The sequence below is a fragment of the Hyphococcus sp. genome (assembly GCF_965228385.1).
Classification (GTDB): Bacteria; Pseudomonadota; Alphaproteobacteria; order Caulobacterales; family Parvularculaceae; genus Hyphococcus.
The window spans coordinates 760743-784235 of record NZ_OZ245810.1 but is presented as its reverse complement, the minus strand read 5'-3'; the positions used below and the strand labels follow the sequence as shown (position 1 = coordinate 784235).

General features: G+C 57.9%; 24 protein-coding genes. 9 read left to right on the top strand and 15 right to left on the bottom strand.

All coding sequences use genetic code 11. The features are described from left to right. Positions 1–6 precede the first annotated feature (6 nt). The 10 genes from serS to ACQK2Q_RS03515 form a co-directional block, all read right to left on the bottom strand. Positions 7–1287 carry a serine--tRNA ligase gene (serS, locus tag ACQK2Q_RS03560; RefSeq protein WP_425408377.1) on the bottom strand — a complete coding sequence of 427 codons (1281 nt, stop codon included), beginning with the start codon at positions 1285–1287 and terminating at the stop codon, positions 7–9. A gap of 81 nt (positions 1288–1368) precedes the next feature. Continuing rightward, positions 1369–2187, bottom strand: coding sequence for a twin-arginine translocase subunit TatC (tatC, locus tag ACQK2Q_RS03555; protein WP_425408376.1), 819 nt, complete (start codon positions 2185–2187; stop codon positions 1369–1371). Next, positions 2184–2618, bottom strand: a complete 435-nt coding sequence (tatB, locus tag ACQK2Q_RS03550; protein WP_425408375.1) for a Sec-independent protein translocase protein TatB — start codon at positions 2616–2618, stop codon at positions 2184–2186. Before tatB ends, tatC begins: the two co-directional genes overlap by 4 nt. A gap of 39 nt (positions 2619–2657) precedes the next feature. Then, positions 2658–2891, bottom strand: a complete 234-nt coding sequence (tatA, locus tag ACQK2Q_RS03545; RefSeq protein WP_425408374.1) for a twin-arginine translocase TatA/TatE family subunit — start codon at positions 2889–2891, stop codon at positions 2658–2660. A 78-nt stretch (positions 2892–2969) separates the two neighbouring features. Next, positions 2970–3899 carry an SMC-Scp complex subunit ScpB gene (scpB, locus tag ACQK2Q_RS03540; protein WP_425408373.1) on the bottom strand — a complete coding sequence of 310 codons (930 nt, stop codon included), beginning with the start codon at positions 3897–3899 and terminating at the stop codon, positions 2970–2972. Next, the gene (locus ACQK2Q_RS03535) at positions 3896–4738 is read right to left on the bottom strand and encodes a segregation and condensation protein A (protein ID WP_425408372.1); all 843 of its coding nucleotides are present in this window, start codon (positions 4736–4738) and stop codon (positions 3896–3898) included. The genes scpB and ACQK2Q_RS03535 overlap by 4 nt, the downstream gene beginning before the upstream one ends. Before the next feature lie 61 nt (positions 4739–4799). Then, positions 4800–5819, bottom strand: coding sequence for a beta-N-acetylhexosaminidase (gene nagZ, locus ACQK2Q_RS03530; RefSeq protein ID WP_425408371.1), 1020 nt, complete (start codon positions 5817–5819; stop codon positions 4800–4802). Between the two features lie 152 nt (positions 5820–5971). After that, entirely contained in the window at positions 5972–6883 is a 912-nt protein-coding gene (locus ACQK2Q_RS03525) for an SPOR domain-containing protein (RefSeq protein ID WP_425408370.1), read from the bottom strand. 239 nt (positions 6884–7122) lie between these two features. Next, positions 7123–8319: a deoxyguanosinetriphosphate triphosphohydrolase gene (locus ACQK2Q_RS03520; protein WP_425411111.1), complete on the bottom strand. Its 1197-nt coding sequence runs from the start codon at positions 8317–8319 to the stop codon at positions 7123–7125. 64 nt (positions 8320–8383) lie between these two features. Continuing rightward, positions 8384–9010: a YqhA family protein gene (locus tag ACQK2Q_RS03515; RefSeq protein WP_425408369.1), complete on the bottom strand. Its 627-nt coding sequence runs from the start codon at positions 9008–9010 to the stop codon at positions 8384–8386. A gap of 183 nt (positions 9011–9193) precedes the next feature. Between ACQK2Q_RS03515 and erpA the strand changes: the two genes are divergently transcribed. Further along, entirely contained in the window at positions 9194–9535 is a 342-nt protein-coding gene (erpA, locus tag ACQK2Q_RS03510) for an iron-sulfur cluster insertion protein ErpA (protein WP_425408368.1), read from the top strand. 53 nt (positions 9536–9588) lie between these two features. Here erpA and ACQK2Q_RS03505 read toward each other — a convergent pair whose 3' ends face one another. Further along, the gene (locus ACQK2Q_RS03505) at positions 9589–10329 is read right to left on the bottom strand and encodes a hypothetical protein (RefSeq protein ID WP_425408367.1); all 741 of its coding nucleotides are present in this window, start codon (positions 10327–10329) and stop codon (positions 9589–9591) included. A gap of 123 nt (positions 10330–10452) precedes the next feature. Then, entirely contained in the window at positions 10453–11112 is a 660-nt protein-coding gene (locus ACQK2Q_RS03500; RefSeq protein ID WP_425408366.1) for an ATP-dependent Clp protease proteolytic subunit, read from the bottom strand. A 125-nt stretch (positions 11113–11237) separates the two neighbouring features. On the opposite strand from ACQK2Q_RS03500, the gene ACQK2Q_RS03495 reads away from it, so the two are divergent. The 4 genes from ACQK2Q_RS03495 to xth all read left to right on the top strand — a co-directional run bounded on the left by ACQK2Q_RS03495 (position 11238) and on the right by xth (position 13666). Then, positions 11238–11918: a nitroreductase gene (locus tag ACQK2Q_RS03495; RefSeq protein ID WP_425408365.1), complete on the top strand. Its 681-nt coding sequence runs from the start codon at positions 11238–11240 to the stop codon at positions 11916–11918. 60 nt (positions 11919–11978) lie between these two features. Beyond that, the gene (locus ACQK2Q_RS03490; RefSeq protein ID WP_425408364.1) at positions 11979–12212 is read left to right on the top strand and encodes a hypothetical protein; all 234 of its coding nucleotides are present in this window, start codon (positions 11979–11981) and stop codon (positions 12210–12212) included. A 70-nt stretch (positions 12213–12282) separates the two neighbouring features. Then, a complete protein-coding gene (locus ACQK2Q_RS03485; RefSeq protein WP_425408363.1) occupies positions 12283–12762 on the top strand; it encodes an SRPBCC family protein in 480 nt (159 codons plus the stop codon). Positions 12763–12883: 121 nt separating this feature from the next. Beyond that, on the top strand, positions 12884–13666 hold the full coding sequence (gene xth, locus ACQK2Q_RS03480; RefSeq protein WP_425408362.1) for an exodeoxyribonuclease III: 783 nt from the start codon (positions 12884–12886) through the stop codon (positions 13664–13666). 284 nt (positions 13667–13950) lie between these two features. Here xth and ACQK2Q_RS03475 read toward each other — a convergent pair whose 3' ends face one another. After that, a complete protein-coding gene (locus ACQK2Q_RS03475) occupies positions 13951–14442 on the bottom strand; it encodes a nuclear transport factor 2 family protein (protein ID WP_425408361.1) in 492 nt (163 codons plus the stop codon). A gap of 176 nt (positions 14443–14618) precedes the next feature. Here ACQK2Q_RS03475 and ACQK2Q_RS03470 point away from each other — a divergent pair, with 176 nt between their 5' ends. From ACQK2Q_RS03470 to ACQK2Q_RS03460, 3 genes are all read left to right on the top strand, one after another. Then, entirely contained in the window at positions 14619–15704 is a 1086-nt protein-coding gene (locus tag ACQK2Q_RS03470) for an ATP-dependent DNA helicase (protein ID WP_425408360.1), read from the top strand. 69 nt (positions 15705–15773) lie between these two features. Further along, positions 15774–16172, top strand: a complete 399-nt coding sequence (locus tag ACQK2Q_RS03465; protein ID WP_425408359.1) for a DUF805 domain-containing protein — start codon at positions 15774–15776, stop codon at positions 16170–16172. 180 nt (positions 16173–16352) lie between these two features. Next, entirely contained in the window at positions 16353–16811 is a 459-nt protein-coding gene (locus tag ACQK2Q_RS03460; protein WP_425408358.1) for a PH domain-containing protein, read from the top strand. A gap of 9 nt (positions 16812–16820) precedes the next feature. Here ACQK2Q_RS03460 and ACQK2Q_RS03455 read toward each other — a convergent pair whose 3' ends face one another. Then, positions 16821–17792 carry a DUF3137 domain-containing protein gene (locus ACQK2Q_RS03455; RefSeq protein WP_425408357.1) on the bottom strand — a complete coding sequence of 324 codons (972 nt, stop codon included), beginning with the start codon at positions 17790–17792 and terminating at the stop codon, positions 16821–16823. A gap of 184 nt (positions 17793–17976) precedes the next feature. On the opposite strand from ACQK2Q_RS03455, the gene ACQK2Q_RS03450 reads away from it, so the two are divergent. Next, the gene (locus ACQK2Q_RS03450; protein WP_425408356.1) at positions 17977–21486 is read left to right on the top strand and encodes a response regulator; all 3510 of its coding nucleotides are present in this window, start codon (positions 17977–17979) and stop codon (positions 21484–21486) included. Here ACQK2Q_RS03450 and ACQK2Q_RS03445 read toward each other — a convergent pair. Next, entirely contained in the window at positions 21483–23321 is a 1839-nt protein-coding gene (locus ACQK2Q_RS03445) for an ABCB family ABC transporter ATP-binding protein/permease (RefSeq protein WP_425408355.1), read from the bottom strand. The genes ACQK2Q_RS03450 and ACQK2Q_RS03445 overlap by 4 nt on opposite strands. Positions 23322–23493 lie beyond the last annotated feature (172 nt).

Sequence of the window (23493 nt, the reverse complement as noted above, 5' to 3'; positions counted from 1 at the left end):
AGGCGGTTACGACGCCGCTTCGATGCGTTCGGCGCCGCCCATATAGGGCTTCAGCGCATCCGGCACGGCGACCGATCCATCCGCCTGCTGATAATTTTCAAGAATGGCGACGAGGGTGCGCCCGACGGCGAGACCCGAGCCGTTCAGCGTATGCACGAATTGCGTCTGCTTTTCGCCTTTCGGGCGGCAGCGCGTATTCATGCGCCGCGCCTGAAAGTCGCCGCAGTTGGAACAGGATGAAATCTCGCGATATTGCGCCTGACCAGGCAGCCAGACCTCGATGTCATAGGTCTTGCGCGCGCCGAAACCCATATCGCCTGTGGAAAGGATCATGGTGCGGTAGGCGAGGTCGAGACGTTTCAGGACTTCTTCGGCGCATTCGGTCATCCGCTCATGCTCGGCGTCCGACTGGTCCGGCGTCGTGACCGACACAAGCTCGACTTTCGAAAACTGGTGCAGGCGGATCATGCCGCGCGTATCGCGCCCCGCCGCGCCGGCTTCGGACCGGAAACACGGCGTCCAGGCGGTGAACCGCAATGGCAATTCTTCTTCCGACAGAATATCGCCGCTGACGATATTGGTGAGCGAGACTTCCGCCGTGGGGATGAGCCAGTGATCGTCGCCCGTTTTGAACAGATCTTCTGAAAATTTCGGCAACTGCCCGGTGCCGTACAGCGCATCGTCCTTGACCAGCAGCGGCGGCTGGCATTCGGTGTAGCCAAACTCGCCCGTATGCAGATCAAGCATGAAGCTGGCGATGGCGCGCTCCAGCCTTGCCAGCTGGCCTTTCAGCAACACGAAACGCGAGCCGGACATTTTCGCAGCGGTCTCGAAATCCATCTGGCCGAGGGACTCGCCAATATCGAAATGCTCTTTCGCGTCATTCAGACGTTTAGGCTCGCCCCCTTTACGGATTTCGACATTCGCCGCTTCGTCCTCGCCTTCCGGTACATCATCTGCGGGAATGTTCGGCAGGCCCGATAAAATATCGCGGATCGCGTCCTGCTTTTTTTTCTGCTCGGCTTCCGCGGTGGGCATCTGGTTTTTGATGCTGTCGACTTCTTCGCGCAGACGGTTGAATTCGTCCTCGTCGCCTTTGGCTTTCGCCTGACCGATTTTTTTCGACGCGGCGTTGCGGCGTTCCTGCAACTCATTCAGGGCGTGCGTAAATTTGCGCGCCTCCTCATCGAGAATGAGAATTTCCCCGGCGCGGGGCGGCAGGCCGCGGCGCGCAAGACCGGCGTCAAAGCGTTCAGGATTTTCACGGATCCATTTGATATCAAACATGGAGCGCGGTGTAGCGGGGTTTTCTGCAACGGTCCAGAAGCAGCGTCGCCTCCCCCAGCCAAGGAGAGGAATTTGTCATCATCAAGCCGCCGCTTCTTCGGACGCTTCCTTCGCCTTTTGCTCGGCCAGCTTCACGCAGAACACTGAAATCTCATAAAGCGCGATAATCGACAGGCCCAGCACCATCTGGCTGAACGGGTCCGGCGGCGTCAAAAAAGCGGCCATGACAAAAATGACGACAATCGCCACCTTGCGGTTGCGTTTCAGAAAATCGGCCGTGACGAGTCCCGCCCGCGCCAGCAGCGTCAGGAATACAGGCAACTGAAACGCAAAACCGAACGCCATGATCAGCGTCGTTAACAGCGACAGATAATCGCCGACGCGGGTCAAAAGCTCGATCTTGACCCCGCTGGCGCCGGCCGGTTGCTGCTCCATGCCCACGGCGAACGCCATGACGAACGGCATCATCACGAAATAGACGAGCGCAGCGCCGGCGCTGAATAGCACCGGCATCGCCGCGATAAACGGAAGCGCCGCCTTGCGCTCGCGGCGGTAAAGTCCCGGCGAGACGAACATATAGATCTGATAGGCGACGACAGGAAACGCCAGAACGATACCGCCGAGGACTGCAAGGCGCACGCGCGTGAAAAAGAATTCGAGCGGCGCGAAATATAAAGTGGGTTCGGCCCCGGCGGCGAGCACAGCGTTCTTGAACGGGATCACCAGAAACTCATAGAGCGGCACGGAAAACGCAAAACAGATCGCAAAACCCACAGCGATCGCGGCAAGCGAAACGATGATCCGGCTGCGCAGCTCCGTCAGATGATCCAGGAGCGGCGCGGACGAGGCTTGCAGCTCATCTTCCTCAGACGGCGTTTTTTTCTTCTGGACTTCGCTCACGAGCGCGCCGCCTCGCCTTTTTCCGGCGCAGAATCCGGTTCCGGCGCAGCATCCGGTTTTTCATCGGCGGACTCTTTTGCGTCTTGAGGCGCATCGCCGATGGATTTGTTCACCGCCTCGTTCAGCTCGCGCGCTTCCTTGCGCAACTCGCTGTCGATGGGCGCTGTTGTTTCATCGAAAGCGCGCTTGGCGTCGGCGACGGGATTGTTCTTTTTCAGATCGTCGATTTCCTTGCGCAAATCTTCCATATCGGCTTCACGCGCCATCTGATCGAACGCAGCGGTGAATTCGCCGGCGAGCTTTCTGGCCTTGGCCGCCATCCGCCCGGCCGACCGCATCAGTTTCGGCAAATCCTTAGGGCCGACGACAATCAGCGCCACCACGGCGATGAGCATCAGCTCGAAAAACCCGAATTGCGGCATGAGGCTCATGTCAGCCCAATCCTGTTGGCCAGTCGTCGCCGACGGCGATTATTTCGCGCGGGTTTTTTCTTTTTCCGCGACGGGTTCGGCGGTCGGCGTTACGTCCGTCGCCTCATCGCTGCGATCGTCGAGGGATTTATCGTCTTCCTGCAGGCCCTTGCGGAACGACTTAATCCCCTTGGCGAAATCGCCCATAAGGGAAGAAATCTTTCCGCCGCCGCCGAACAGAAGCAGCGCCAGCACAAGAATAATGACAATTTGCCAGGGTCCGATTGCGCCCATGTCGCGCGTCTCCAACGATTACTTGAGGCTATACGTAATGCGCCGGGCTCCGGGAAGCAAACGGCGAATGCGCAGTCCTTACGCTCCGGCGGTTTCGTCGGCTTCCTCATCCAGAAAATCCTGCGCGAACTCGCCGGATTCGCCGTCTTCGCCGCCATCGTCGTCATCATCGCTGTCGACGGGCGACGGCACGGCGAAACCCGGCGGCAGACGAGCGTCGAGCATGCCCGCCGCTTTCAGATCTGCAAGGCCCGGCAGGTCTGTGACCGTCTCAAGCCCGAAATGCTCAAGAAAGCTCTGCGTTGTCCCGTAAAGGGTCGGCCGGCCCGGAACGTCGCGGCGCTTGCCGCGCATTTTCACCCAGCCGATTTCAAGGAGCTGGTCGAGCGAGCCCTTCGCCACCTGAACGCCGCGCACATCCTCGATGTCGGCGCGGGTGCAGGGCTGGTGGTAGGCGATGATCGCCAGCGTCTCCAGCGCGGCGCGCGACAGCTTGCGCTGCGTCGTCTTCTCCTTGCGCAGCACATGCGCCACATCGGCCGCCGTGACAAAGCGCCATTTCCCGTCAACAGCCGCGATTTCAACCCCGCGGCCCTCATAGTGCGTTTTCAGCCGCTCGATCAGCGCCGCAATATCAGCGCCCGCCGGCAGCCGGTCGGCGATGCTTTTCCTGTCCAGCGGTTCTGCGGCTGCGAATAACAGCGCTTCGAGCATGCGCGTGTGCTCGACCATGTCCTCTTCGTCCCACTCGACCGCCGCCGCCTGGCTGTCCGCAGGTTCGCTCCCCGCCGGGGCGCCGTCTTCGGAATCGCCGGCTGCGTCATCGCCCGCTGCAGTTATGTCAGGGTCAGCGGCGCTTTGCGTGTCTTCGCCGCCGGTTTCGATATCGTCTTGTCCGTCTGTCACACTCGCCACTTCTGTTTCATCGCTTAATTCATCCGCCAGCGCCTCTTGAGCGCCGCGCGCATCGAGATTTCTGAAATCCCGTCCGGCATCCGATTCCATCATGCGCTTCCCTCTTCATCCGTAGACTGACGGGCTTTTATATAAATCGGCTCGAATGCGCCAAGCTGGCGCAAATCGATGCGTCCCGCCTTTGCGAATTCCAGCGCCGCATTGAAAGAACTGGCCAGCACGGAAACGTCGGGCGCATCCACGTCGGCGTTGCGCGACAGCGCGCGCAATTCCGTCCAGTCGGGGATGGCGCCGAGGATGCGTTCCAGACGCATCCGCGCGGCCTCAACGGAAAACACCGCCGGCGGCTCCAGATGATATTCGCGGTCAACGGCGGCGATACGCTGCGTCGCGTAGGCCTTTAGCAGATCGATCAGGTCCGCCTGCCAGTCCGGCTTTTGCGTGACGCGTACGCCTTCAGGCGCGCCGCGCGTGAAAAAGTCGGCGCCTTCTTGCGGCAGGCCCTGCAGATCCTCCACCGCCTTGCGCATGGCTTCCAGCCGCTGAAGCTGGAACGCAAGACGCGCCGCCATTTCATCGGCGGTGGGCTCGTCGCCGTCATCATCTATCGCCGGCAGCAATAATTTGGATTTGAGATAGGCGAGCCACGAGGCCATCACCAGATAGTCTGCGGCCAGCTCAAGATTGCGTTCCTTGGCGGCGTCGACAAACAGAAGATACTGATCGACCAGCGCCACCATGGAAATCTTGCGGATGTCGACTTTCTGGCGGCGCGCCAGATCGAGCAGCACGTCGAGCGGACCTTCGTAACCCTCGATATTGACGATCAGCGCATCGATGGAGTCGTCCGCATCTGCGGTAACGCGCACCGGCGCATCAAATGCGTCGTCGCTCATGCCTGCCGCCAAGATAATCGTTTCACCATCCGCCATGCGCGCCACTTTAGGGCCGATTCTGTATTGCGCCTATCGGCAATATCGCCCTGATGAAAATTTATACAAGCGCCGGTTTAATCAGCGCATTAAGCCGCTCATAAGCCTCGCGCGTATCGCCCCTGTCAACAGTCCGCATCTGCCCCAGCGCCGCAGCCGCGCGTTTGGCGGATTTGCCCTCAAGCGGACGCAGGGCCGCCGCGCTTTGTTTCTTTTCATCCATGGAAAAATTACAGTTGAGCGCAATATCGCAGCCCGCGTCATAAGCACCCGTAATCCGGTCCGAAAGCGCCCCGCCAAGCGCCTTCATTTTCAGATCGTCCGTAAAGAGAAGACCGTCAAAACCGATCTCGCCGCGAATAACGTCATTGACGATCACCGGCGACAGGGTCGCGGGCCGTTCCGCGTCATAAGTCTCGTAGACGATATGCGCGGTCATGCCCATCCGCGCATGGCGCAGTGATTTGAAAGGCTGGAAGTCGACGCTGTTAAGGTCGCGTTGCGAATTGCAGACCCGCGGCAGTTCGTGGTGGCTGTCGCAGAGCGAACGCCCATGGCCCGGCAGATGTTTTATCACGGGCAGCGCGCCGCCTTCCATCAACCCGTCCATGGTTGCTTCGCCGAGCGCGGCGATAACATCGGGCCATTTGGCGTAGGCGCGGTCGCCGATAACTTGCGCGTCGGCGTCTTTTTGCGGCACGTCCAGCATGGGGACGCAATTGACGGTGACACCGGAATCGGAAACGAGCCGCCCCAGCAAGTAGCCGTTCAGCTTTGCTGCTTCATTCGCTTTTTCGGGATCGAGCTTCCATAATTCGCCGAAGACCGCCGGCGCGGGATGAGCCGGAAAGACAGGCGGCTTCATCCGCGCAACGCGCCCGCCCTCCTGATCAATGAGAATCGGCGCGTCGTCGCGTCCGACGCAGTCGCGCAACTCGTCGCAATGGGCGCGTATCGCGTCCGCATCCTCGCAATGTCGCGCGAAGAGAATAAAGCCCCAGGGATCGGCGTCTTTAAAAAACGCTTTTTCTTCCGCCGAAAGGCGCGGGCCCTCGCAGTCAAAGATCGCAGCCGTGGGCACGTGCTTACCGTCCAGTTCGTTGCCGTTCGCCCCGGCGCTTGCGTCATGCGGAGCAAAAATTCCTTCGCCATTCGAGACGGCGCATTCGCGCCTTCTGAGGGTGAAGGAATTTTACGTCTCGAAGGACGCTGCCGGGAGGGGCCAGAGTGACCCTAGTTCGCCTTGATCAGACAGTCCTGACCGCGCTCCTTCAGGCCGGCGCAATATGTCTTCGCCGCGTCGGACGACGCAAACGGCCCGATACGCAATCGGTGATAAACGCCGCGGTCGCCAAGGTCGGCGCGCTCCACATCCGGCGATTTGCCGTCGACATAATCACCGAGATTATTCTGGATGCGGCCCCATTGCGCCATGGCTTCGTCGTTGGAGCGGAAAGCGCCGACCTGCACGACATAGGCGCCGGAAAGCGCGCCCGCCGTCGATGACGCCGTTGCTGAAGCCGGCGAGGCGGCTGGCGATGACGTTTCCGAAGACGACCCATTATTACGGGAGGCGGGCCGTACATTGGACGCAACACTCGTGGTCTCCGGCGCCGGATCGTCAGCGACCGGTTCATCGGCGGCTGCGTCGCCAGCGTCGCCAAGCACGGCGTCGTCCTGCGCTTCAAGGTCCGCAAGGCGATCCTCGACCTCGCCGCTCATATCGGCGGCGGCCGCTTCGGCTTCAGCGGCGATCGAGCCGATCGTGTCTTCAGGCGTGCGGTTGACGGGCTCTTCCGGTCCCTCCGCGAGCGTTGTCACAGGCGCATCGTTTTGTCCGTCGAGCGCGTCGTAGACTTCCCGGTCTTCAACCGCCGCGCCGTTCTCGGTGGTTTCGATTTTGATCGGATCAGGGTCCGCGGCCACATAAGGCGCTTCAATCGACGTATCGCCGCCGACTTTCATGCCCTGCTTGTAGGCGATCCAGACGACCGAGACGAAGGCGCCGATCATGATGATGCCCATGATCAGAACCGCGAAGCCGGACAGGCCCCGGTCCTCGTCGTCTTCGTCAAATTCGTCGTACTCCTGATACTCTTCTTCTTCGTATGGTTCTTCCGTTGTCTGTTCAGCTACGTTGGTCATCGATAACCGCTCCTTGGCAAGCGCCCGTCCTGTTCAAATCCTTGCGGCGCGCCGTCTTGGTATTTTCGCCCGCTTCGTCTTGTCGTCTGCGTTCTGGTCGTCAGCGTTCTGGTCGTCTGCTTTCCGGCGCCGAAGCTTCAGGCAAACATCCGACTACGCCCTAAATTTTCCGTCCGGCCCTGTCCAGCGAATCGTTGTCAGGCGTCTATTGTAGCACCGATGCGCAGATTCGCGGAACGTTAGCCATCAAATTCGACGCCAAAAAGGCGGCGATATTCGCGCATGGCGTAACGGTCGGTCATCCCGGCGATATAGTCACAGACGATTCGCGCCAATATGGCTTCGCGGCGCGCCTCATCGGCGCCCTCATAACGCTCGCGCCATTCCGGCGGCAATGTCTCCGGTTCGGTAAAGAACAAATCGAACAGAGATTTAACAATTCGCCTGGCCTGGCTGCGGGCGCGGTTTATCTTGTGATGCCGGTACATATTGGCGTGAAGAAAGGCTCTGAGGCCGTCGAGATCGCTCTCCATGCCTGGGGAAAACGCAACCATGGCGCGGCCGGCGCGGCGCACGGCGTCGGCGTTTTCAGGCTTCAACGCCGCCAGACGTTTTCGCGATTCGCCGAGTACGTCCTCAACCATGGCGCCGATGAGGTCCGAGACCGCTTCAGCAATCAGGACATCGCGCGGCGCCGCCGGATAACGGGTCTCGGCCGCTTTCAGCGCCGGACCGATCAGCGGCAGGTCCCGCGCTTCCTCGAAATCAAACAGGCCCGCCCGAAGCCCGTCATCCACATCGTGATTATTATAAGCGATGTCGTCCGCGATGGCGCCGGCCTGCGCCTCCAGCGAAGGGAACGTGTCGAGCCAGAGATCGTGGCTTTGCGCATATTCCACAATGGCGGCGGGCAAGGCTTCGTCTTTCGCCGCCAGCGCCCCGGTCAACGGGCCATTGTGCTTAACGACGCCTTCCAGGGTTTCCCATGTCAGATTGAGGCCGGAAAACGCCGCATGCCTGTGTTCAAGTTTGGTCAGAAGTCTCAGGGTTTGCGCATTGTGATCAAAGCCATTGTAAGGCTTCATGCACTCCACCAGAACATCCTCGCCCGTATGCCCGAAAGGCGGATGGCCGAGGTCGTGAGCGAGCGCCACGCATTCGGCCAGATCTTCATCGAGTTGCAGTGCGCGCGCCAGCGTGCGCGCAATCTGCGCCACCTCCAGCGAATGGGTCAGCCGCGTGCGGTAATGATCGCCTTCATGGGAAATGAAAACCTGGGTTTTATGCTTCAGGCGGCGAAACGCAACGGAATGAATAACCCTGTCGCGGTCGCGCTGAAACGGCGTGCGGATCGAACTTTCCGCTTCGGTGACGAGCCGCCCGCGGGTTTCCTCCGCCCGCGCCGCATAAGGGGCGAGCGGCCCCGGAAAGGCCATTGGCGCATTCGCGCGCGCGCCCGCATCGCTTATCGGTTTTTCATGCACGCCCATTGTCCGGCCTCTATTCCGTCCGCTCACCCGCCCTTTTCACCGGTTCGGATGTGATTTCATATGCGTCTTGCCTGACCGGATTCGCGACCGGATTCGCGCCCCGTTGCTTGGGATGCAGTTCAACGAGCCGCAAGGCCGCCGCCAGCAGAAGAATCGAAACAGGCAATAACAGAAACCACGCCATGCTTTCGAAAGTCGGGCTCGGCGCGCCGCCCTGAAAGGTCTGCAGCGCCACCCGCAGAAACAGAACGAACAGAACGACGATGATCACCTCGGCGATGGTCTGTTTGAGCTGGCCGATCTGTTCAACATGCAGCCATTCGGGCAGGCCGAGATCGCGCGAGTTGAAATCCGGCCTGACGAAAAGCCCGTAAACCCCGTAGGAGAAAAACAAAAGCACCACGCCGATGAGGAAATTGTCGAGCGCGACCATGAGGCTGACGACGGTGGATTCGTCTTCAGGCAGACCCTCAACGGGCTCAGGCGCGGGCGTGAACTGCTGGGCGAAAGCCGCGTAAGTGCTCTCAGCGCCGATATAGAACATGAGAAGCGCGCCGCCGAGCGAGGCCGCCACGGCGATCAGCGTGAACAGGCGGGTGATCCGGAAAAGGTTCTTCTCGAAATGGTTGAAGTTCATAAGGCCTTTCTCGTCGGACGCCAGAGCCACCTGTTTCCGCCGATTTACCGTATATTACCAGCCGATATAGGCGAATTCGACGATATTTCGACCGGCGGGCGGCGTTCCGCTCCGCCAGGGCCTCGAAATTGCGCGCGAAAAGCACTAGTTAGAGGCCAGTGAGCAAAAAAGCCGTGTTTATTTATGACTGTCGCTGAAAAGACCCCCGTCACCGTGTCGGCCCGCGCCGCAAAGCGCATCGCCGCGATCCTGTCGAAAGAACCGCAAGGCGCCATGCTGCGCGTCGCGGTGGAGGGCGGCGGCTGCTCCGGATTTCAGTACCAGTTCGACATCGTCAGCGAGCGCGAGGACGATGACCTCGTCCTTAATGCGGAAGGCTATTCGGTGCTCGTGGATAGCGTCTCGGTCGACTACATGGCCGGATCGGAAATCGATTTCTCCGACGAACTTATCGGCGCGGCGTTCAAGATCAACAATCCGAACGCCACGGCAAGCTGCGGCTGCGGCACGAGTTTTTCGCTTTAGGCTTTTTGCTTTGCCTGGTTCAAAACGCCGGACCTTTATAAGCCCGGCGTTTTTTATTGATCGCTATGCTGCTTTATCGCGGATTCAAGCTGCTGCCGGTTGAGATCATTCGCAACTTTATCATTCGGCGCCACTTCGCCCGGCTTATATCGATAACTTTCAGCACTTGCGCTCACGTCAGTCATCAAGTCGTCTGAGCTCAAAGTTTCAGACGACGGCGGCGCTTCATCATGCTGCGAAGCATCAATTTCCGCATCGCCGCCGGTTTCCGGTTCCATATGCCCGTCCTTAAGCTCTCCGTTTCCGGACGATTTTTCTCCCACCTCTGAATCGTCACCGTCGATTGGCGACTCTTCCACGTAGAGTTCCGCATCAACGACAGTCGATTCCACGTCTGAATCAACGGGCGCTAGTTGCGCCACCATCGGATTTGGCCTCAAATCCATATTCGCGCCTGTTCCGGCGTCAATGCCAACTCCAACAATGCCGCCAAGCAATGCGTTTCCAACGCCGGCGGCGACACCTCCGCCAGTCACGACAGGCTTCAGCAATGCCGATACCGGTTTGTATCCTTCGAGCTCGAAATCGACCTTCCATGTGCGATTTCGTTTTAGTTCTAGTTCACAAGGCGCCACGCATGTGAACGGGCCAAGCATGTCTTCACTCTGCGATTCCGTTGTGACCATGGCGCCTTCAGGCGCGCTTTCAAATTTCGCCGTATCTTTCGTGCCCCGCACGACAGTCGCGCACGCTGACACAGACAGCCATGCCGCCAATAACAATATATATTTCATGATTATTGCCCCGAATACCCTCACTTCCCCAAACGCACCTTACCAAAAATATCCAACGTGTCGATAATATAAAGGCAAACTAGAGATGTATTTTTACGACATGGGAAAGACTTGTATTTTCCTTTACTCCAACACCGTCACGATACCCGCCTCCTCATCCACCAGCTCCCGCGCGGATTTGAAGACGTCGCGCCCCCGCCATTCGGCCAGCAAGCCTTCGAGCCACGCTGCGTTAATCGGCGAATTGACGAAATAGCGATCAACGAAGCGCTGCGTCGCGCGCGCCTTTTCGAAGGCCGGCTGGCGCACCTCCTCCTCTGTGTAGAAATCGCGCAAACTCGGCTCGTGAAACATGAACAGCGCATTGGCGCCCGCATAGCGCTCCTCGCCGGTGAGGAAGACCGGGACGCACATGGAATAGCATTTATAGCCGCGCCCCACCCGGGTATCGACCCTATGGGTGCGTTTCATCCGCTCGATCACGCGGATCACCTGCTCGCCCTCGCCAACGGCGCCGCCAGGCGAGTGCAGATCGAGAATGATGCGATCCCCCTCGCCCTTCCATTTCTCATAGGCCTCGGCGTAGCGGCGCGCCATGGGAACCTGAACGGGACTGCGCCATTTGAAAATCAACGTTTGCGGGTCCGCCTGATCGCGCACCACCTCCAGCCGGCCCTCGTCGCGGAAAATGAACTGCTCATTGCGCGCGATCAGAAACGCCGTCGCCGCCAGCATGGCGATCGTCGCGGCGAGCATGAAGTGATTTTTATTCTGCTGATTCACTGTGGCCGGTCATTGTCAATTCTTGTTTTCGCCCTCTATGTCATGGCCGGGCGTGACCCGGCTAGCCAGACACTTTACGATATGTAATTCCGGATCACCGGGACAAGCCCGGCGATGACAACTTTATGAGAACAATGACTGTTGAAGATATCCTGAAAGCCCGTATTTCCACCCGCGCCTTTCTCGACACGCCGGTGAGCGAAGACGAAGTCCGCGACATTCTCGACATTGCGCGCTGGGCGCCGTCCGGCGGCAACCTCCAGCCCTGGCGCGTGGATGTGGTCATGGGGCCTGCGCGCGACAGGCTGGTGGAGATCGTCGGGAAAGCCATTACGGAAGATCCGTCTGCGGACGAGTCTGAAATCGACATTTATCCGCCCAAACTCGAAGACCCATGGCGCACGCGGCGCTATCAGCTGGGCGAGGAGATGTACGAATTCCTCGGCATCGCCCGCGAGAACAAGATGGGCCGGCTCGCGCGATTTGCAAAAAATTATGAATTCTTCGATGCGCCCGTGGGCCTGTTCTTTTCCCTGAACCGGCGCTTTGACAAGGGCCAGTGGGCGCATCTCGGCATGCTCATGCAGTCGATCGCGCTCGTCGCGGAAGAACGCGGCCTCGCCACCTGCATGCAGGAATCATGGACGGCGCGCGCAAAAACCGTATCCGCATTCCTTCGTCTGCCTGAAAACCAGCAGCTTTATTGCGGCATGGCGCTCGGTTACGCCGACAAGACGGCGGCGGTCAACAAATTGCGCTCTTCGCGCGCGCCGGTCGAGGAATTCGCGACTTTCCTGACGGACTGAGCCAGGTTTACGGAACCGCCGGCCCGCTCCTTTTGTTCGCCAAGGTGAAAGGAGATCGTCATGGGAACCTGCGTCACTTGCGGAAATACATACGACAAATCGTTCGATGTCACGAAAGCCGGCGAAACCTTTACGTTCGACAGCTTTGAGTGCGCCATTCAGAAACTTGCGCCGACCTGCGCGCACTGCGATTGCCGGATCATCGGACACGGGCTCGAGGCGGACGGCGTTTATTATTGCTGCGACCACTGCGCCGAATCATCCGGCGTCAAGGGACTCAACGACCGGGTCTAGCGCCGCTGCGGACGCTTTTCTTTCCGCGCGCATTGGGTTATCGGCTGAATTCGGCTAGCAAGGACGCCCTATGCCCGTTCAGATTTCCGTTTGCGAAACCGTTAACGCCCCGGCCAGCGACGTTTTCGACGCAGCCGTCAGCATGGACGCGCGCGAATTGATAAAGGCGCACGGGCCCATGCCCGGCATCCGCAATGTGGAAGGACATGACGCCCCCTGGGAAAAAATTGGCGACAAGCGCCGTCACACCCTCTCCGACAACTCATCCGTGGACGAAGAATTGATCGCCTTTACCCCGCCGCAAACCTTCGGTTATCGTCTGACGAATTTCAAAGGCGCGATGGCCCCGCTGGTCAAGGGCGCGCGCGCCGACTGGCATTTTACCCAATCGAGCGCAGAGCGGACGAAAATCGACTGGACCTACGCATTCACGCCCACAAGCCTTGCGGCTGAAGGCGTGCTCTGGTTTTTTGTCAAGCTGTTCTGGCCCGGCTACCTGAAAGCTGCGCTCTCCCGCGTGAAAGAAAAAGCGGAAGCGAATTCACGATGAAGCCGCAGCGCGAAATCACCCTATCGCAGCCTGTCGCAGCGGGCTTTTTTGGCTCACCGGGCGGCGCCGCGGCGTCTTTATGCATGACAAACCTCATTACTCCCGGAATAAAGTTATTTTTATGAAAATCGCGACCTTTAACGTCAATTCCATCAACGCGCGCCTGCCCCGCATCCTCGAATGGTTTGACGCCGCGAAACCGGATGTCGCCGTCCTGCAGGAAATCAAATGCATCGATGAAAAATTCCCGGCGCTCGAGTTTGAAGATCGCGGCTATAATGTCGAGGTTCACGGCCAGAAGACTTACAACGGCGTGGCGCTGCTATCGAAATTTCCCGTGGAGGACGTCATGCGCGGCCTGCCGGGCGACAAGGACGACGAGCAGGCCCGCTATATCGAGGCGCTGGTAACGCCGGATGACGCCGGGCCCGTGCGCGTCGGCGGCCTCTATCTGCCGAACGGCAACCCCGCGCCGGGGCCGAAATACGACTATAAGCTGAAATGGATGAAGCGCCTGAAAAAGCGCGCGCAAAAACTCCTGGAACAGGAAGAGGCGTTCGTTCTCGCCGGCGATTACAATGTTATTCCGCAAGCGGAGGATGTGCACGATCCCGCCGCCTGGGCCGACGATGCGCTGTTTCTGCCGCAGACGCGCGGGGCGTTCCGCGAGATTTTATATCTCGGTCTGACCGACGCCGTCCGGCAGGCGCAGCCCACGGCGCCCTGCTACACGTTCTGGGACTATCAGCGCGGCGCCTGGACGAAAGATCACGGTATCCGCATCGATCATCTGCTGATGAGCCCGCAGGCCGCCGACCGCTTCAAGGATGCGGGCGTCGACCGCGCCGAACGCGGCAAGGAAAAACCGTCAGACCACGTGCCGGCGTGGGTGGAGTTGCGTTAGGACGTCATTTGCACGATTCAATATCTTGTTCTGTGGGAAGACGTACCGAATAAAAATGTTTGACGGTTAATTGTTTTTTCGAGTTGCCCAAATGACCATATTCACCTCTAGGCGATAAATATCCAAGAACACGAACATAGAAAGTTACACCAGAAGGCCAGCTATCACTCGGCAACTTAGATAAATTGTCGATCTCGCCAGTCGGTGGTGCTCCTAAATTAGTATCCTCGTACAATGAATTAAATTGATTTGAAGCTATCCTTGTTGGGTTTCAAAAAATATGCCTACTGAACATCGTAGTAGGTCGTGTCGCGCACGATCTTGCCGTCTTCAATAACGAAGAATGTCGCTATGGGTACGCTGATTTCAGCGCCGTCCGGACCGTTAACGCCCAGATAGGAAACGAACTCCGCCGCCGCCCTGTCGCCGTCCACGATAATCGTTTGCACATCGTCGCGGATATTTGGGAACATTGAAAACAGATCGCCATAGGTCTTGCGAACGCCGTCGGGACCGGTCCGGGGCGCAGCGAAATCCGGCGAGATCAGTTTCGCTTTTTCCGAATAAAGCGCGGCAAGCGCGTCAATATCATGAGCGTTGAACGCGGCGAACAGCGCTTCGATTGTTTCTTTATTGTCCTGTTCGAGACGGGAATACTCCGCGTTTTCGCTGGATGCGACGGTCTGCGCAACGGCTTGCGGGACGGCCCCGGAAGACACGAGGCCTGATATGGCGAAAACGATTGCGAGTGCGATGCTGTTTCGAATGAAAGTCATGCGCCGGGTTTCCTTCTGCATGAAAAAATAAAGGGAGACTGTAAGCCGACACAAAGAATATATCCGATAGGAAAACATAGCGGAACGCCAATATCGACGAAGCGTTGACCCCCTGGCGCCAAAATACCATTTGCCGGGACTTGCGATGAAGCGGGCGTGCGTTCAATAAGCCTCTCATGAAATGGTCCCCCGAACAGGATGACGCGCTTGTCGCGGTCGAGCGCTGGCGCAAGGCCGGCGAGGCGCAGGTCTTCCGGCTTTTCGGATACGCCGGCGCCGGCAAAACAACGCTGGCGAGGCACATTGCGGAAAACGCCGGCGGCGACGTCGCCTTTGCGGCTTTCACTGGCAAGGCCGCGCATGTCATGCGGCAAAAGGGATGCTACGGCGCAACCACCATTCACTCGCTGATCTATCGCCCGGCCGGCGGAGAGGAAGGCGACGAACCGCAATTCGCCATTCGTCACGATGCGCCCGCCGCCGATGCGGACCTGATCATCATTGATGAATGCTCCATGGTCGACGAAGAATTGGGCAGAGACCTTCTTTCTTTCGACAAGCCCGTGCTGGTGCTCGGCGATCCGGCGCAATTGCCGCCGGTCAAGGGCGGCGGGTTCTTCACCGAAGGCGAACCGGATTTCATGCTCACGGACATTCATCGCCAGGCGGCGGACAACCCGATCATCCGGCTGTCCATGGCGATCCGCCGGGGCGAACCGTTTGACGAGCAATCCGATGAATGCCGGCTCCTCTCGCGCAAGGAAATCACCACGGAAGCGATCATGGACGCCGACCAGATTCTAGTCGGCGCCAACCGCACGCGCAAAAGGTATAATGACCGGCTGCGCGAACTTCACAATTTTACCGGTCAAAAGCCGGAAGCGGGCGAAAAACTTGTCTGCCTGCGTAATAATAAAAAAAAGGGACTCCTCAACGGCGGCATCTGGACCGTTGACCGCAATATGAAACCGAAGGGCAAACGCGTGCGTTTCGCCGTTCGGCCGGAGGAAGGCGGCAAGGCGGTGACCGTTTCCGTACCCCGTGATTTTTTCATTGACGGGCCTGAAAACGTTCCGTGGCTGCAGCGCAAGGGCGCCGATGAATTCGACTATGGCTACGCCCTCACGGTGCACAAGGCGCAAGGGTCCCAATGGGACAATCTCGTCCTTTTCGATGAAAGCTTCATGTTCCGCGAACATGGCGCGCGCTGGCTTTACACCGGCGTCACGCGGGCCGCGGAACGCCTTACCCTGGTGCGCTGAGCGGACCTTGAACCCAAAACGAATGCGAGTAGACTCACTTGCGATTTTGACACGCAAGGGAGAGCCCTCATGGATATTCAGCAGGCGGTGAAAACCGTGCTTGGCAATTACGCCAATTTTGACGGCCGTTCAGGCCGGCCCGAATTCTGGTGGTGGGTGCTCGCCTATGTGGTCGGGTACATCGTCGTCGCAGCCGTCAGCCGCACACTGGGCATGGGCGGCCTGCTTGGCTTCATTTACTGGGTGGCGCTGATCGTACCCAATGTCGCGGTGATGATTCGCCGGTTTCACGATATCGGCAAACCGGCGCTCTGGGTGATCTTGATGTTTATTCCGCTGGTCAATCTCGTCATTGCGTTGATATTCCTGACCAAGCCGTCTGACGGGCCGAACCAGTATGGCGAAGGCCCGCAAGGTCCCGCCGCCCCGACAACGCCTCCTACGACGCCGCCGGCGCCGCCAGCCTGATTCCAGGTCTGAGGTTGTACCCTGGCGGGTCCGATCCGCCAGGCATATCAAAGGGTTGCAGCGCTCCAGGGGCGCGCAGCCCTTTTATTTGCGTCTGCGGCGCTTGCGCGATGCGGTGAAACCAAACCACGCGCAGGGTGTTTGCGCTACAGCAGCTTTTACGCCTTGCGAGGAATGCGCATGTCTTATGTCAAATCCAGCTTAGGATCGAATGAAGAAGTCTTGATGATGGCGCGCTTTCCTTGGCCATATCATGTGGCGGCGTGGGGCGCGCTGATTTTTCTCGGCGTTTTTATCGTGGGCATAATCATCTGGGTGCTGATGCTCGTTCATTTCAAAACCACCGAGGCGGCGCTGACGAGCCGGCGCGTTGTTTACAAAAAAGGGCTTTTTCACCGTGAAACGATTGAGCTTGGCGTTTCCACCGTTGAGCAAATCGAATTGCATCAGGGATTTTGGGGGCGCATCTTCGGGTTTGGCGTGATCGAAGTTTCAGGCACTGGCGAAGGCGAAATTCGAACCCATCCCATGGCCAATCCGGTCGCGTTCCGCCGGATGGTCACCGACGCCCGGTCCGCTGAACGCACCGTCGTCGTGGAGCGGGAAGAGCCTTCTCCCCGCGCGCCGGCGCGCGCCTGAATACCCCGCTTACGCCTCGCGCACCGCATCGACAGTGAAAGCGCCGTCCATGCGCCCGTCGATGCGTTTCAGCAATATATCGATCAAATCATACACAAGGTCGAACTCGCGAAGAATATTTTCAACCCGGCCGGCGCCGTTCAAAGGCTTAAACATCGAACCCATATTCAATTTGTCACCGGTCTCAAGCGCCAGAAACAGCGCGCCGCCGGAGAACGCAGCCCGCAGTTTCGCGCCTTTGAAAAGGCGGTCCAGTTCGGCAAAACGTTCGAGGACGATAGGGTCAAGAAGTTCGCGCGCTTCCACCTGGTCTGTGGACCAGGCTTCGAAGATTTTTTCAAATCGCGGCGACGCCAGGCCAACGCGCTGAAACTGTTTTCCCGGTTTCATCAAACGGTTAAAAACACCGGCGTCGCGCTTTACGACGGTCTCGCCCAAAAACTTCCGGTGATAGTCAATAACCATCAGCTGTCCATGGAAGACCGTGCGCGTACTGCTGTTCTTGCCGGAGCTTTTATATTTCAGATGCGCTTCGCACAGAATGAAATCCGCGCCGTGTCTCGCCCCGCGAATTTCATCTTCCCAGCTTTCGCGGTTGAAATTCGGCAGCAGCTTCAGCCTGTCGAAATCCGGCCAGTAATCTGGCCGGGACAGCGTGCGCGTATAGGCAAGGTTCAAGAACCCGGATAGCCGCTCGAGGAGCCCGTGCGTAATATCGCTTCTGGTTTTGTTGACGCGCCACCCGGCGGCGGCAAGGCCGATCATGGCGACGATAAAACCGATCTGAATATTGGCTTCACCGAACGGGCCGAACCGGATTGCAGCAGCGCACGCAACGCATGCGCCAATAATAATCAGTCCGGCCTGCATTACCGCTTGCTGCCTGACGTCTTCTTTCTGCTGCAAATAGGGGTGAATGTCAGTTTGATAAAAGGCGGAAACGCCTTCAAATTCCTTGCGCGTCGCTGGCGATGTAAACATCGTTTCGAGCCTCATTGGCGTTTTATCGGTCATGCGCTTGTAATAGCTAATTATTAACTATTGCTGTTTGCAGAGCGAGTGCGCCGAAAACCGCCCGTCCCCAAGGGCGGAACGCCGCAAATCTAACCCGGCTTTAACCATATAGACCGATGCTGGCGCGTGAATACGCCGGAGAATCGGTTTGATGAAAAAGATTCTGAAAGGAATCTCACAGCGCTATTTTGCCGCCGCCAGCGCGCCTGACGTCGTCGTGGATCGCCAGTTGAGGGAAATCAAACTTCAACTGCCGCGTGTCCTTTTTGGCGTTGCAGGGGCGACCCTTTTCACCGCCTATAGCTTCATCGGAAAAGCAGACGGGTTCTGGCTGTCGTTTATGTGCACATTCGCGGCCCTGCAAATTATTTTTGCGCTCGCCCTTTTGCGTCTCGACATTGACCGCTTCGAAGCGCCGCGGAAACGGTTTCATACATACGGCCTCGTTCTGCCGCTGGCGTCGCTGAATGCGCTCCTGTGCTGCACGATTGCAATCGGCATGACCCAGTTCGCCGATCGCGAACACCATATGCTGCTTGCGCTTTGGTGTCTTTTCTGCGGCGTCGGCGGCGCCATGGGGATTTCCGCCATTCCACGTCTGCCTACAATTCCGATGGCGCTTTGCATTGCGCCATTCGCAGTCAGCACTTTGTTTTCATCCGATGCAACGCTGGTGATGTACGCAGGCATCCTGTTTCTATCTATTGTGATTTGCCATTTCTATATTACGCGCAACGGTGAAGCACTGGCCGAACTTTCGCTGAAGAGAGAAGAAATCAGGAAAAGCGCCAGCCGGGTGACGCAGCGTTTTCGCCAGTTTATCGAATCCGCATCGGACTGGGCCTGGGAAATCGATGCGGTTGGAAATTTATCCTACGTCTCGCCCAATTTTGAAACTATCAGCGGCGCGTCCGCAAAACCATTCATTGGCGAGCAGGCTGTAAGCCTTTTGACCGGCGGCGACAACAACCACGCGGCCCAGGCTTTCGCAGACGCATTCAAAAAACAGCGCCCCATCAAAGATGTCCGCTACGTCATGATCACGCGTGACGGGGAAACGCTGACCATATCCGCGAGCGGTATGCCGCAATTCAATGCGGAAGGCGTCTTCGCCGGCTATGTCGGATGGTCGCGAGATATCACCCGCGAGGTTGAGGCCGAAAAACTCCTCCGGGAAAGCGAGGCGCGGTACCGGGATTTCTCCGAAACAGCCGGCGACTGGATATGGGAGGTCGATGCAGAGCTTCGCTATACGCATATTTCGGATCGCGCATGGTCAATTACGGGTCTCGATCATTCGCAATTCCTGGGAAAACCCATGAGCGTGACTGGCGAAGACTGTGAGCACACGAACTGGGCTGAGTTCCGCGAAAAGCTTGAGCGCCGCGAACCGTTACAGCATTTCATCTCCTATATAAAAAACAACGACGGCGTATCCTTCTGGCTGGAACGCAGCGCAAGGCCGGTTTTCGATGAAAACGGCGCGTTTCGCGGATACCGGGGGACCGGGCGTGACGTTACCAAACGCGTGACTGCGGAACTAAAAGCAACCGACGCGTTGCGTCAGCTTGAAGACGTCAACGCGCATCTGGAAGAAACCGTCCAGAAAAGAACAGCGGACATCAAGAAACAATCGAACCTCATGAGAGAGGTGCTGGAGTCCATGGCGCATGGGATGGTCGTCCTTGATGAGGATGACGCGACGATCATCGAGCTCAATGAATTGACCTGGCGCATGTCCGGTTTGCCGCGAGACGTATGGGCGGTTGGCAACGATATACGAAAATTACTGCAATTGGGGATTGATCATGGCATGTACGAATATTCCTCCGTTGATGAATATTTTGCGGACTGCGATCAAAAAATAAAAAAGGAAAATGATTTTCGCGCAATCCGTCGCCAGAAAGACGGCGTGATCATCGAAGAAAGCGTTCGCATTCGGCCCAATGGCGGCCGCGTCATAACCTATCGCGATATTACCCAGGCGCAGATTCGAGAAGATGAATTGCGCGCGTTATCGCAACAACTGCACGCTTCAAAAGATGAAGCGGTCGCCGCCAATCGCGCCAAGTCAGAGTTCCTGGCGAATATGAGCCATGAAATTCGCACGCCCATGAATGGCGTTATCGGAATGGCTTCATTGTTGCTGGAAACGGAACTCGACAAAAAACAAAAAGACATGGCGAAGGTTATCGTCAGTTCCGGCGACGCGCTTTTGAAAATCATCAACGACATACTCGACTTTTCACGGCTGGAGGCTGGCAAACTGCGTCTGGTGAACGAGCCGTTTAACTTGCGCGATTGCATCGAAGACGTCGCCGCATTGCTCGCGGTGCCCACGCAGGAAAAAAATCTTGAATTCATGGTGCGTGTTTCGCCAGAGCTGGACACGCATTTCATCGGCGATATCGGGCGTGTGCGTCAGGTTGTTACAAATCTGGTGGGCAACGCGTTTAAATTCACAGAACATGGGCATATTCTGCTGGAAGTCAGCGGCGTGCCGCGCGGCGAGATTGCGGAAGTCGAAATCAGCGTTGCCGACACAGGGTGCGGCATACCTGAAGAGAAACTGAAGGCGATTTTTGAAGAGTTCGAGCAGGTGGACGGATCTTCCGCACGCAAGCATAATGGCGCGGGCCTCGGTCTCGCCATAAGCAAAAAGATGATTGAGGCCATGGGCGGAACAATCCGTGTAGAAAGTGAATCCGGCAAAGGCTCCAGATTCACAGTCAGCTTGCCCCTGGCGATTGACGAAGAGGCGCGGCGAACACATACAAAATCTGCATTCTCGTTTGCGGGCAAATGCGCGCTTATCGTCGATGATAATCCTGTCAACTGCAGGATTTTAAAAGAACAGTTTGCATCCTGGGGGCTTGATGCGGATGTCGCCCAAAACGCCGCTCAGGCTTTCAGGTTAATGCGCACGCGCGCAGGCGCCGGCAGCCCTTATTCCATCGCAATCCTGGATTTTCAAATGCCGGGCGCCGACGGCGTCGAACTTGCCGGCATGATCAAGCAGGACGCCGCAACGGCGGCGACGCCCTTGATCCTGCTGACCTCGGCCGGGCGCAAAGGCGACCCCGGTGGTCTCTCTGGCAATCTCTTTTCCGCCTATCTGGTAAAGCCGGCCAGATCTTCATTATTACTGGATTCCATCCTGACAGCGCTCAATGACGGCGCTGTCGCCCAGTTGCGCGCCAAAACGCAAAAAGTTGAGCGTGATCCGGCTTCGCGCCAGTGCGCATTTACGCAGGATGGATCCGCTTTGCGCGTTCTGGTGGCGGAAGACAACATCGTCAATCAGATGGTGATCAAAACCATGCTGGAAAATCTGGGCTGCAACGTCACGCTCGCGGCTAACGGCAAAACGGCTGTTGAGAAATATCAGGATAACAGACCCGATATCGTTTTGATGGATATGTCGATGCCGGAAATGGACGGCGAAGAAGCAACCGGTCGCATTCGAAAAATTCAGCGCTCGGACAGCCTGTCCGTTCCGATTATCGGCGTTACGGCGCATGCCTTGCGTGAAGACAGGCAAAAATGTCTCGACGCCGGCATGGACGACTATATACCAAAACCTGTCAAACAGGATGTGCTAAAGGCTGTTTTGTCGCAATGGACTGCCGGCGGCGACGCACAGTCCGCAGCAGGCGCCTAAACCGTTTCCATCATCGTATCGAATTGCGCGCTCTCGCCAATCTGCCGGCGCCACAGGCTTGCGTAAACCCCGTCCATGGCAATAAGGGCGTCATGAGTTCCACGCTCCACAATCCTGCCTTCGTCAAACACCAGTATGACGTCTGCGGCGGAAATTGTTGAAAGACGGTGCGCTACCGCAATCGTGGTCCGGCCGCGGGCGGCTTCCTTGAGAGCCGCCTGTACCTCTCTCTCGGTTGTTGAATCAAGCGATGACGTCGCCTCATCCAGAATGAGAATCAACGGATCGAGCAGGACGGCGCGCGCAACGCCGACGCGCTGTTTTTCTCCGCCTGAAAGCTTCAGGCCGCGCTCACCGACGCGCGTGTCCAGTCCGTCAGGCAACGTGCGGATAAAGGCGCCAAGCTGTGCGCGTTCCGCAGCCTGCATGATGTCCTCGTCGCTGGCGTCCGGTCGCGCATAGCCGAGGTTAAACCGTAATGAATCGTTGAAAAGCACGACCTCCTGCGGGACCAGCCCCAGCGCGGCGCGTAAAGAATTTTGCCTGACATCGCGCACATCCTGGCCGTCCACTGAAATCCGGCCGCTCTCCGGGTCATAAAACCGGAACAGAAGCTTCAGTATGGTTGATTTTCCTGCGCCGGACGGCCCGACGATACCCACGAAGGCACCGCCTGGAACGTCGAAGCTGACATCCGAAAGCCCTCTTGCACGGCCTTCATGGGCGAACGAGACCTCGTCAAAACGAATGGCGCCGGCGTCCGCCTCAAAAGGTCTTGCATTGGCGGCGTCTTCAACGAGAGCGCGCCGATCCATCAGATCGTAAAGCTTTTCGACGTCCACAGTGCCCTGTTTGATTTCCCGCCACGCCCAGCCAAGAATATTCAGCGGCCGATAAATATTGATCAGCATCAGAATGATCGCGGTTACATCCCCGGCCTGCATGGAGCCGTTGACGGCGCCGTAGCCGGCCATGATCGCCACCGCAAGCAAACCGCCGGTCATAATCAGTTCCTGACCGGCGTTCAAAGCCGACAGGGACTGCATGATTTTGACATAATGATAATTGTAATCGCGCATCGCGGAATCGTAGCGGTCCGCTTCGCGATTTTCCGCCGCAAAGGATTTTACGGTTTCAAAATTCGCCAGCGTATCGAGGGCGATGCCGCGCAGTTGCGTGTCAACCTTGTTGAACGCGCGACGCTGCTTGTTGCGCCACTCCGTAACGATGATCGTGAAGACGCCGTAAACCGCGACCGTAACGATGGCGGCGATCGAAAACTGAACGCCATACATAACCGCAAGCACGACCGCCGCGAACGCAAGCTCCACCAGCGTCGGCCCGATATTGAACGCAAGAAACCGGAACAGATATTCCATCGCCCCGGCGCCGCGTTCGATGATCCGGTTGAGTGCGCCGGAACGGCGGGTCAAGTGAAACTGAAGGTCCAGATTTTGCGCATGACGGAAAGCGTCTACCGCAACGACCCGTTGCGCATCCTGCGTTACCGCCGAGAAAAATCCGTCGCGGATTGCCGGCAAAGCGCTGGCGGAAAACCGCGCCGCTGCAAACAGGACGAAAAACATGACAAAAGCGCCGCCCGCCGCGGCGACATTCGAATCATCGCCGTCCAGCAAATGGTTAACGCCCTCGCCCATGAATACGGGCGCCACAACGGAAAGGCCCTTCGCCGCCACGGTGATCGCGAAGGCAAGGCCAATCCGAAAACGCCATTTTTTGAGCTCTGGCCGCAAGAGGACAGAAAACATCCGGGCGATGGAGCGCCCGAAAGGGGTCGGCGCAGATGGCTGATCTTCTTCGGTTTCCGGCGGCATCAGGGCAAAATGGCTACGCGGCTCCTGAAAAGCCAGCCCCCGGCCTGATAAATTTCGGCCTACGGGCGAAAAACCTAACGAATTTTAAAGCGCGCATTTAGTACTAATGCATTCTGATTTTGTTAGGCTTTTGCGTCCGCCGGGAATTTTTTCGGCGGCGGCCGTTGGTGTT

Bases quoted from the DNA above. Each gene is read 5' to 3' on its own strand.
- serS (WP_425408377.1), bottom strand. From the start codon at position 1,287: ATGTTTGATATCAAATGGATCCGTGAAAATCCTGAACGCTTTGACGCC.
- tatB (WP_425408375.1), bottom strand. From the start codon at position 2,618: ATGAGCCTCATGCCGCAATTCGGGTTTTTCGAGCTGATGCTCATCGCC.
- tatA (WP_425408374.1), bottom strand. From the start codon at position 2,891: ATGGGCGCAATCGGACCCTGGCAAATTGTCATTATTCTTGTGCTGGCG.
- scpB (WP_425408373.1), bottom strand. From the start codon at position 3,899: ATGATGGAATCGGATGCCGGACGGGATTTCAGAAATCTCGATGCGCGC.
- ACQK2Q_RS03535 (WP_425408372.1), bottom strand. From the start codon at position 4,738: ATGGCGGATGGTGAAACGATTATCTTGGCGGCAGGCATGAGCGACGAC.
- ACQK2Q_RS03525 (WP_425408370.1), bottom strand. From the start codon at position 6,883: ATGACCAACGTAGCTGAACAGACAACGGAAGAACCATACGAAGAAGAA.
- ACQK2Q_RS03520 (WP_425411111.1), bottom strand. From the start codon at position 8,319: ATGGCCTTTCCGGGGCCGCTCGCCCCTTATGCGGCGCGGGCGGAGGAA.
- ACQK2Q_RS03515 (WP_425408369.1), bottom strand. From the start codon at position 9,010: ATGAACTTCAACCATTTCGAGAAGAACCTTTTCCGGATCACCCGCCTG.
- erpA (WP_425408368.1), top strand. From the start codon at position 9,194: ATGACTGTCGCTGAAAAGACCCCCGTCACCGTGTCGGCCCGCGCCGCA.
- ACQK2Q_RS03505 (WP_425408367.1), bottom strand. From the start codon at position 10,329: ATGAAATATATATTGTTATTGGCGGCATGGCTGTCTGTGTCAGCGTGC.
- ACQK2Q_RS03495 (WP_425408365.1), top strand. From the start codon at position 11,238: ATGAGAACAATGACTGTTGAAGATATCCTGAAAGCCCGTATTTCCACC.
- ACQK2Q_RS03490 (WP_425408364.1), top strand. From the start codon at position 11,979: ATGGGAACCTGCGTCACTTGCGGAAATACATACGACAAATCGTTCGAT.
- ACQK2Q_RS03485 (WP_425408363.1), top strand. From the start codon at position 12,283: ATGCCCGTTCAGATTTCCGTTTGCGAAACCGTTAACGCCCCGGCCAGC.
- xth (WP_425408362.1), top strand. From the start codon at position 12,884: ATGAAAATCGCGACCTTTAACGTCAATTCCATCAACGCGCGCCTGCCC.
- ACQK2Q_RS03475 (WP_425408361.1), bottom strand. From the start codon at position 14,442: ATGACTTTCATTCGAAACAGCATCGCACTCGCAATCGTTTTCGCCATA.
- ACQK2Q_RS03470 (WP_425408360.1), top strand. From the start codon at position 14,619: ATGAAATGGTCCCCCGAACAGGATGACGCGCTTGTCGCGGTCGAGCGC.
- ACQK2Q_RS03465 (WP_425408359.1), top strand. From the start codon at position 15,774: ATGGATATTCAGCAGGCGGTGAAAACCGTGCTTGGCAATTACGCCAAT.
- ACQK2Q_RS03460 (WP_425408358.1), top strand. From the start codon at position 16,353: ATGTCTTATGTCAAATCCAGCTTAGGATCGAATGAAGAAGTCTTGATG.
- ACQK2Q_RS03455 (WP_425408357.1), bottom strand. From the start codon at position 17,792: ATGTTTACATCGCCAGCGACGCGCAAGGAATTTGAAGGCGTTTCCGCC.
- ACQK2Q_RS03450 (WP_425408356.1), top strand. From the start codon at position 17,977: ATGAAAAAGATTCTGAAAGGAATCTCACAGCGCTATTTTGCCGCCGCC.
- ACQK2Q_RS03445 (WP_425408355.1), bottom strand. From the start codon at position 23,321: ATGCCGCCGGAAACCGAAGAAGATCAGCCATCTGCGCCGACCCCTTTC.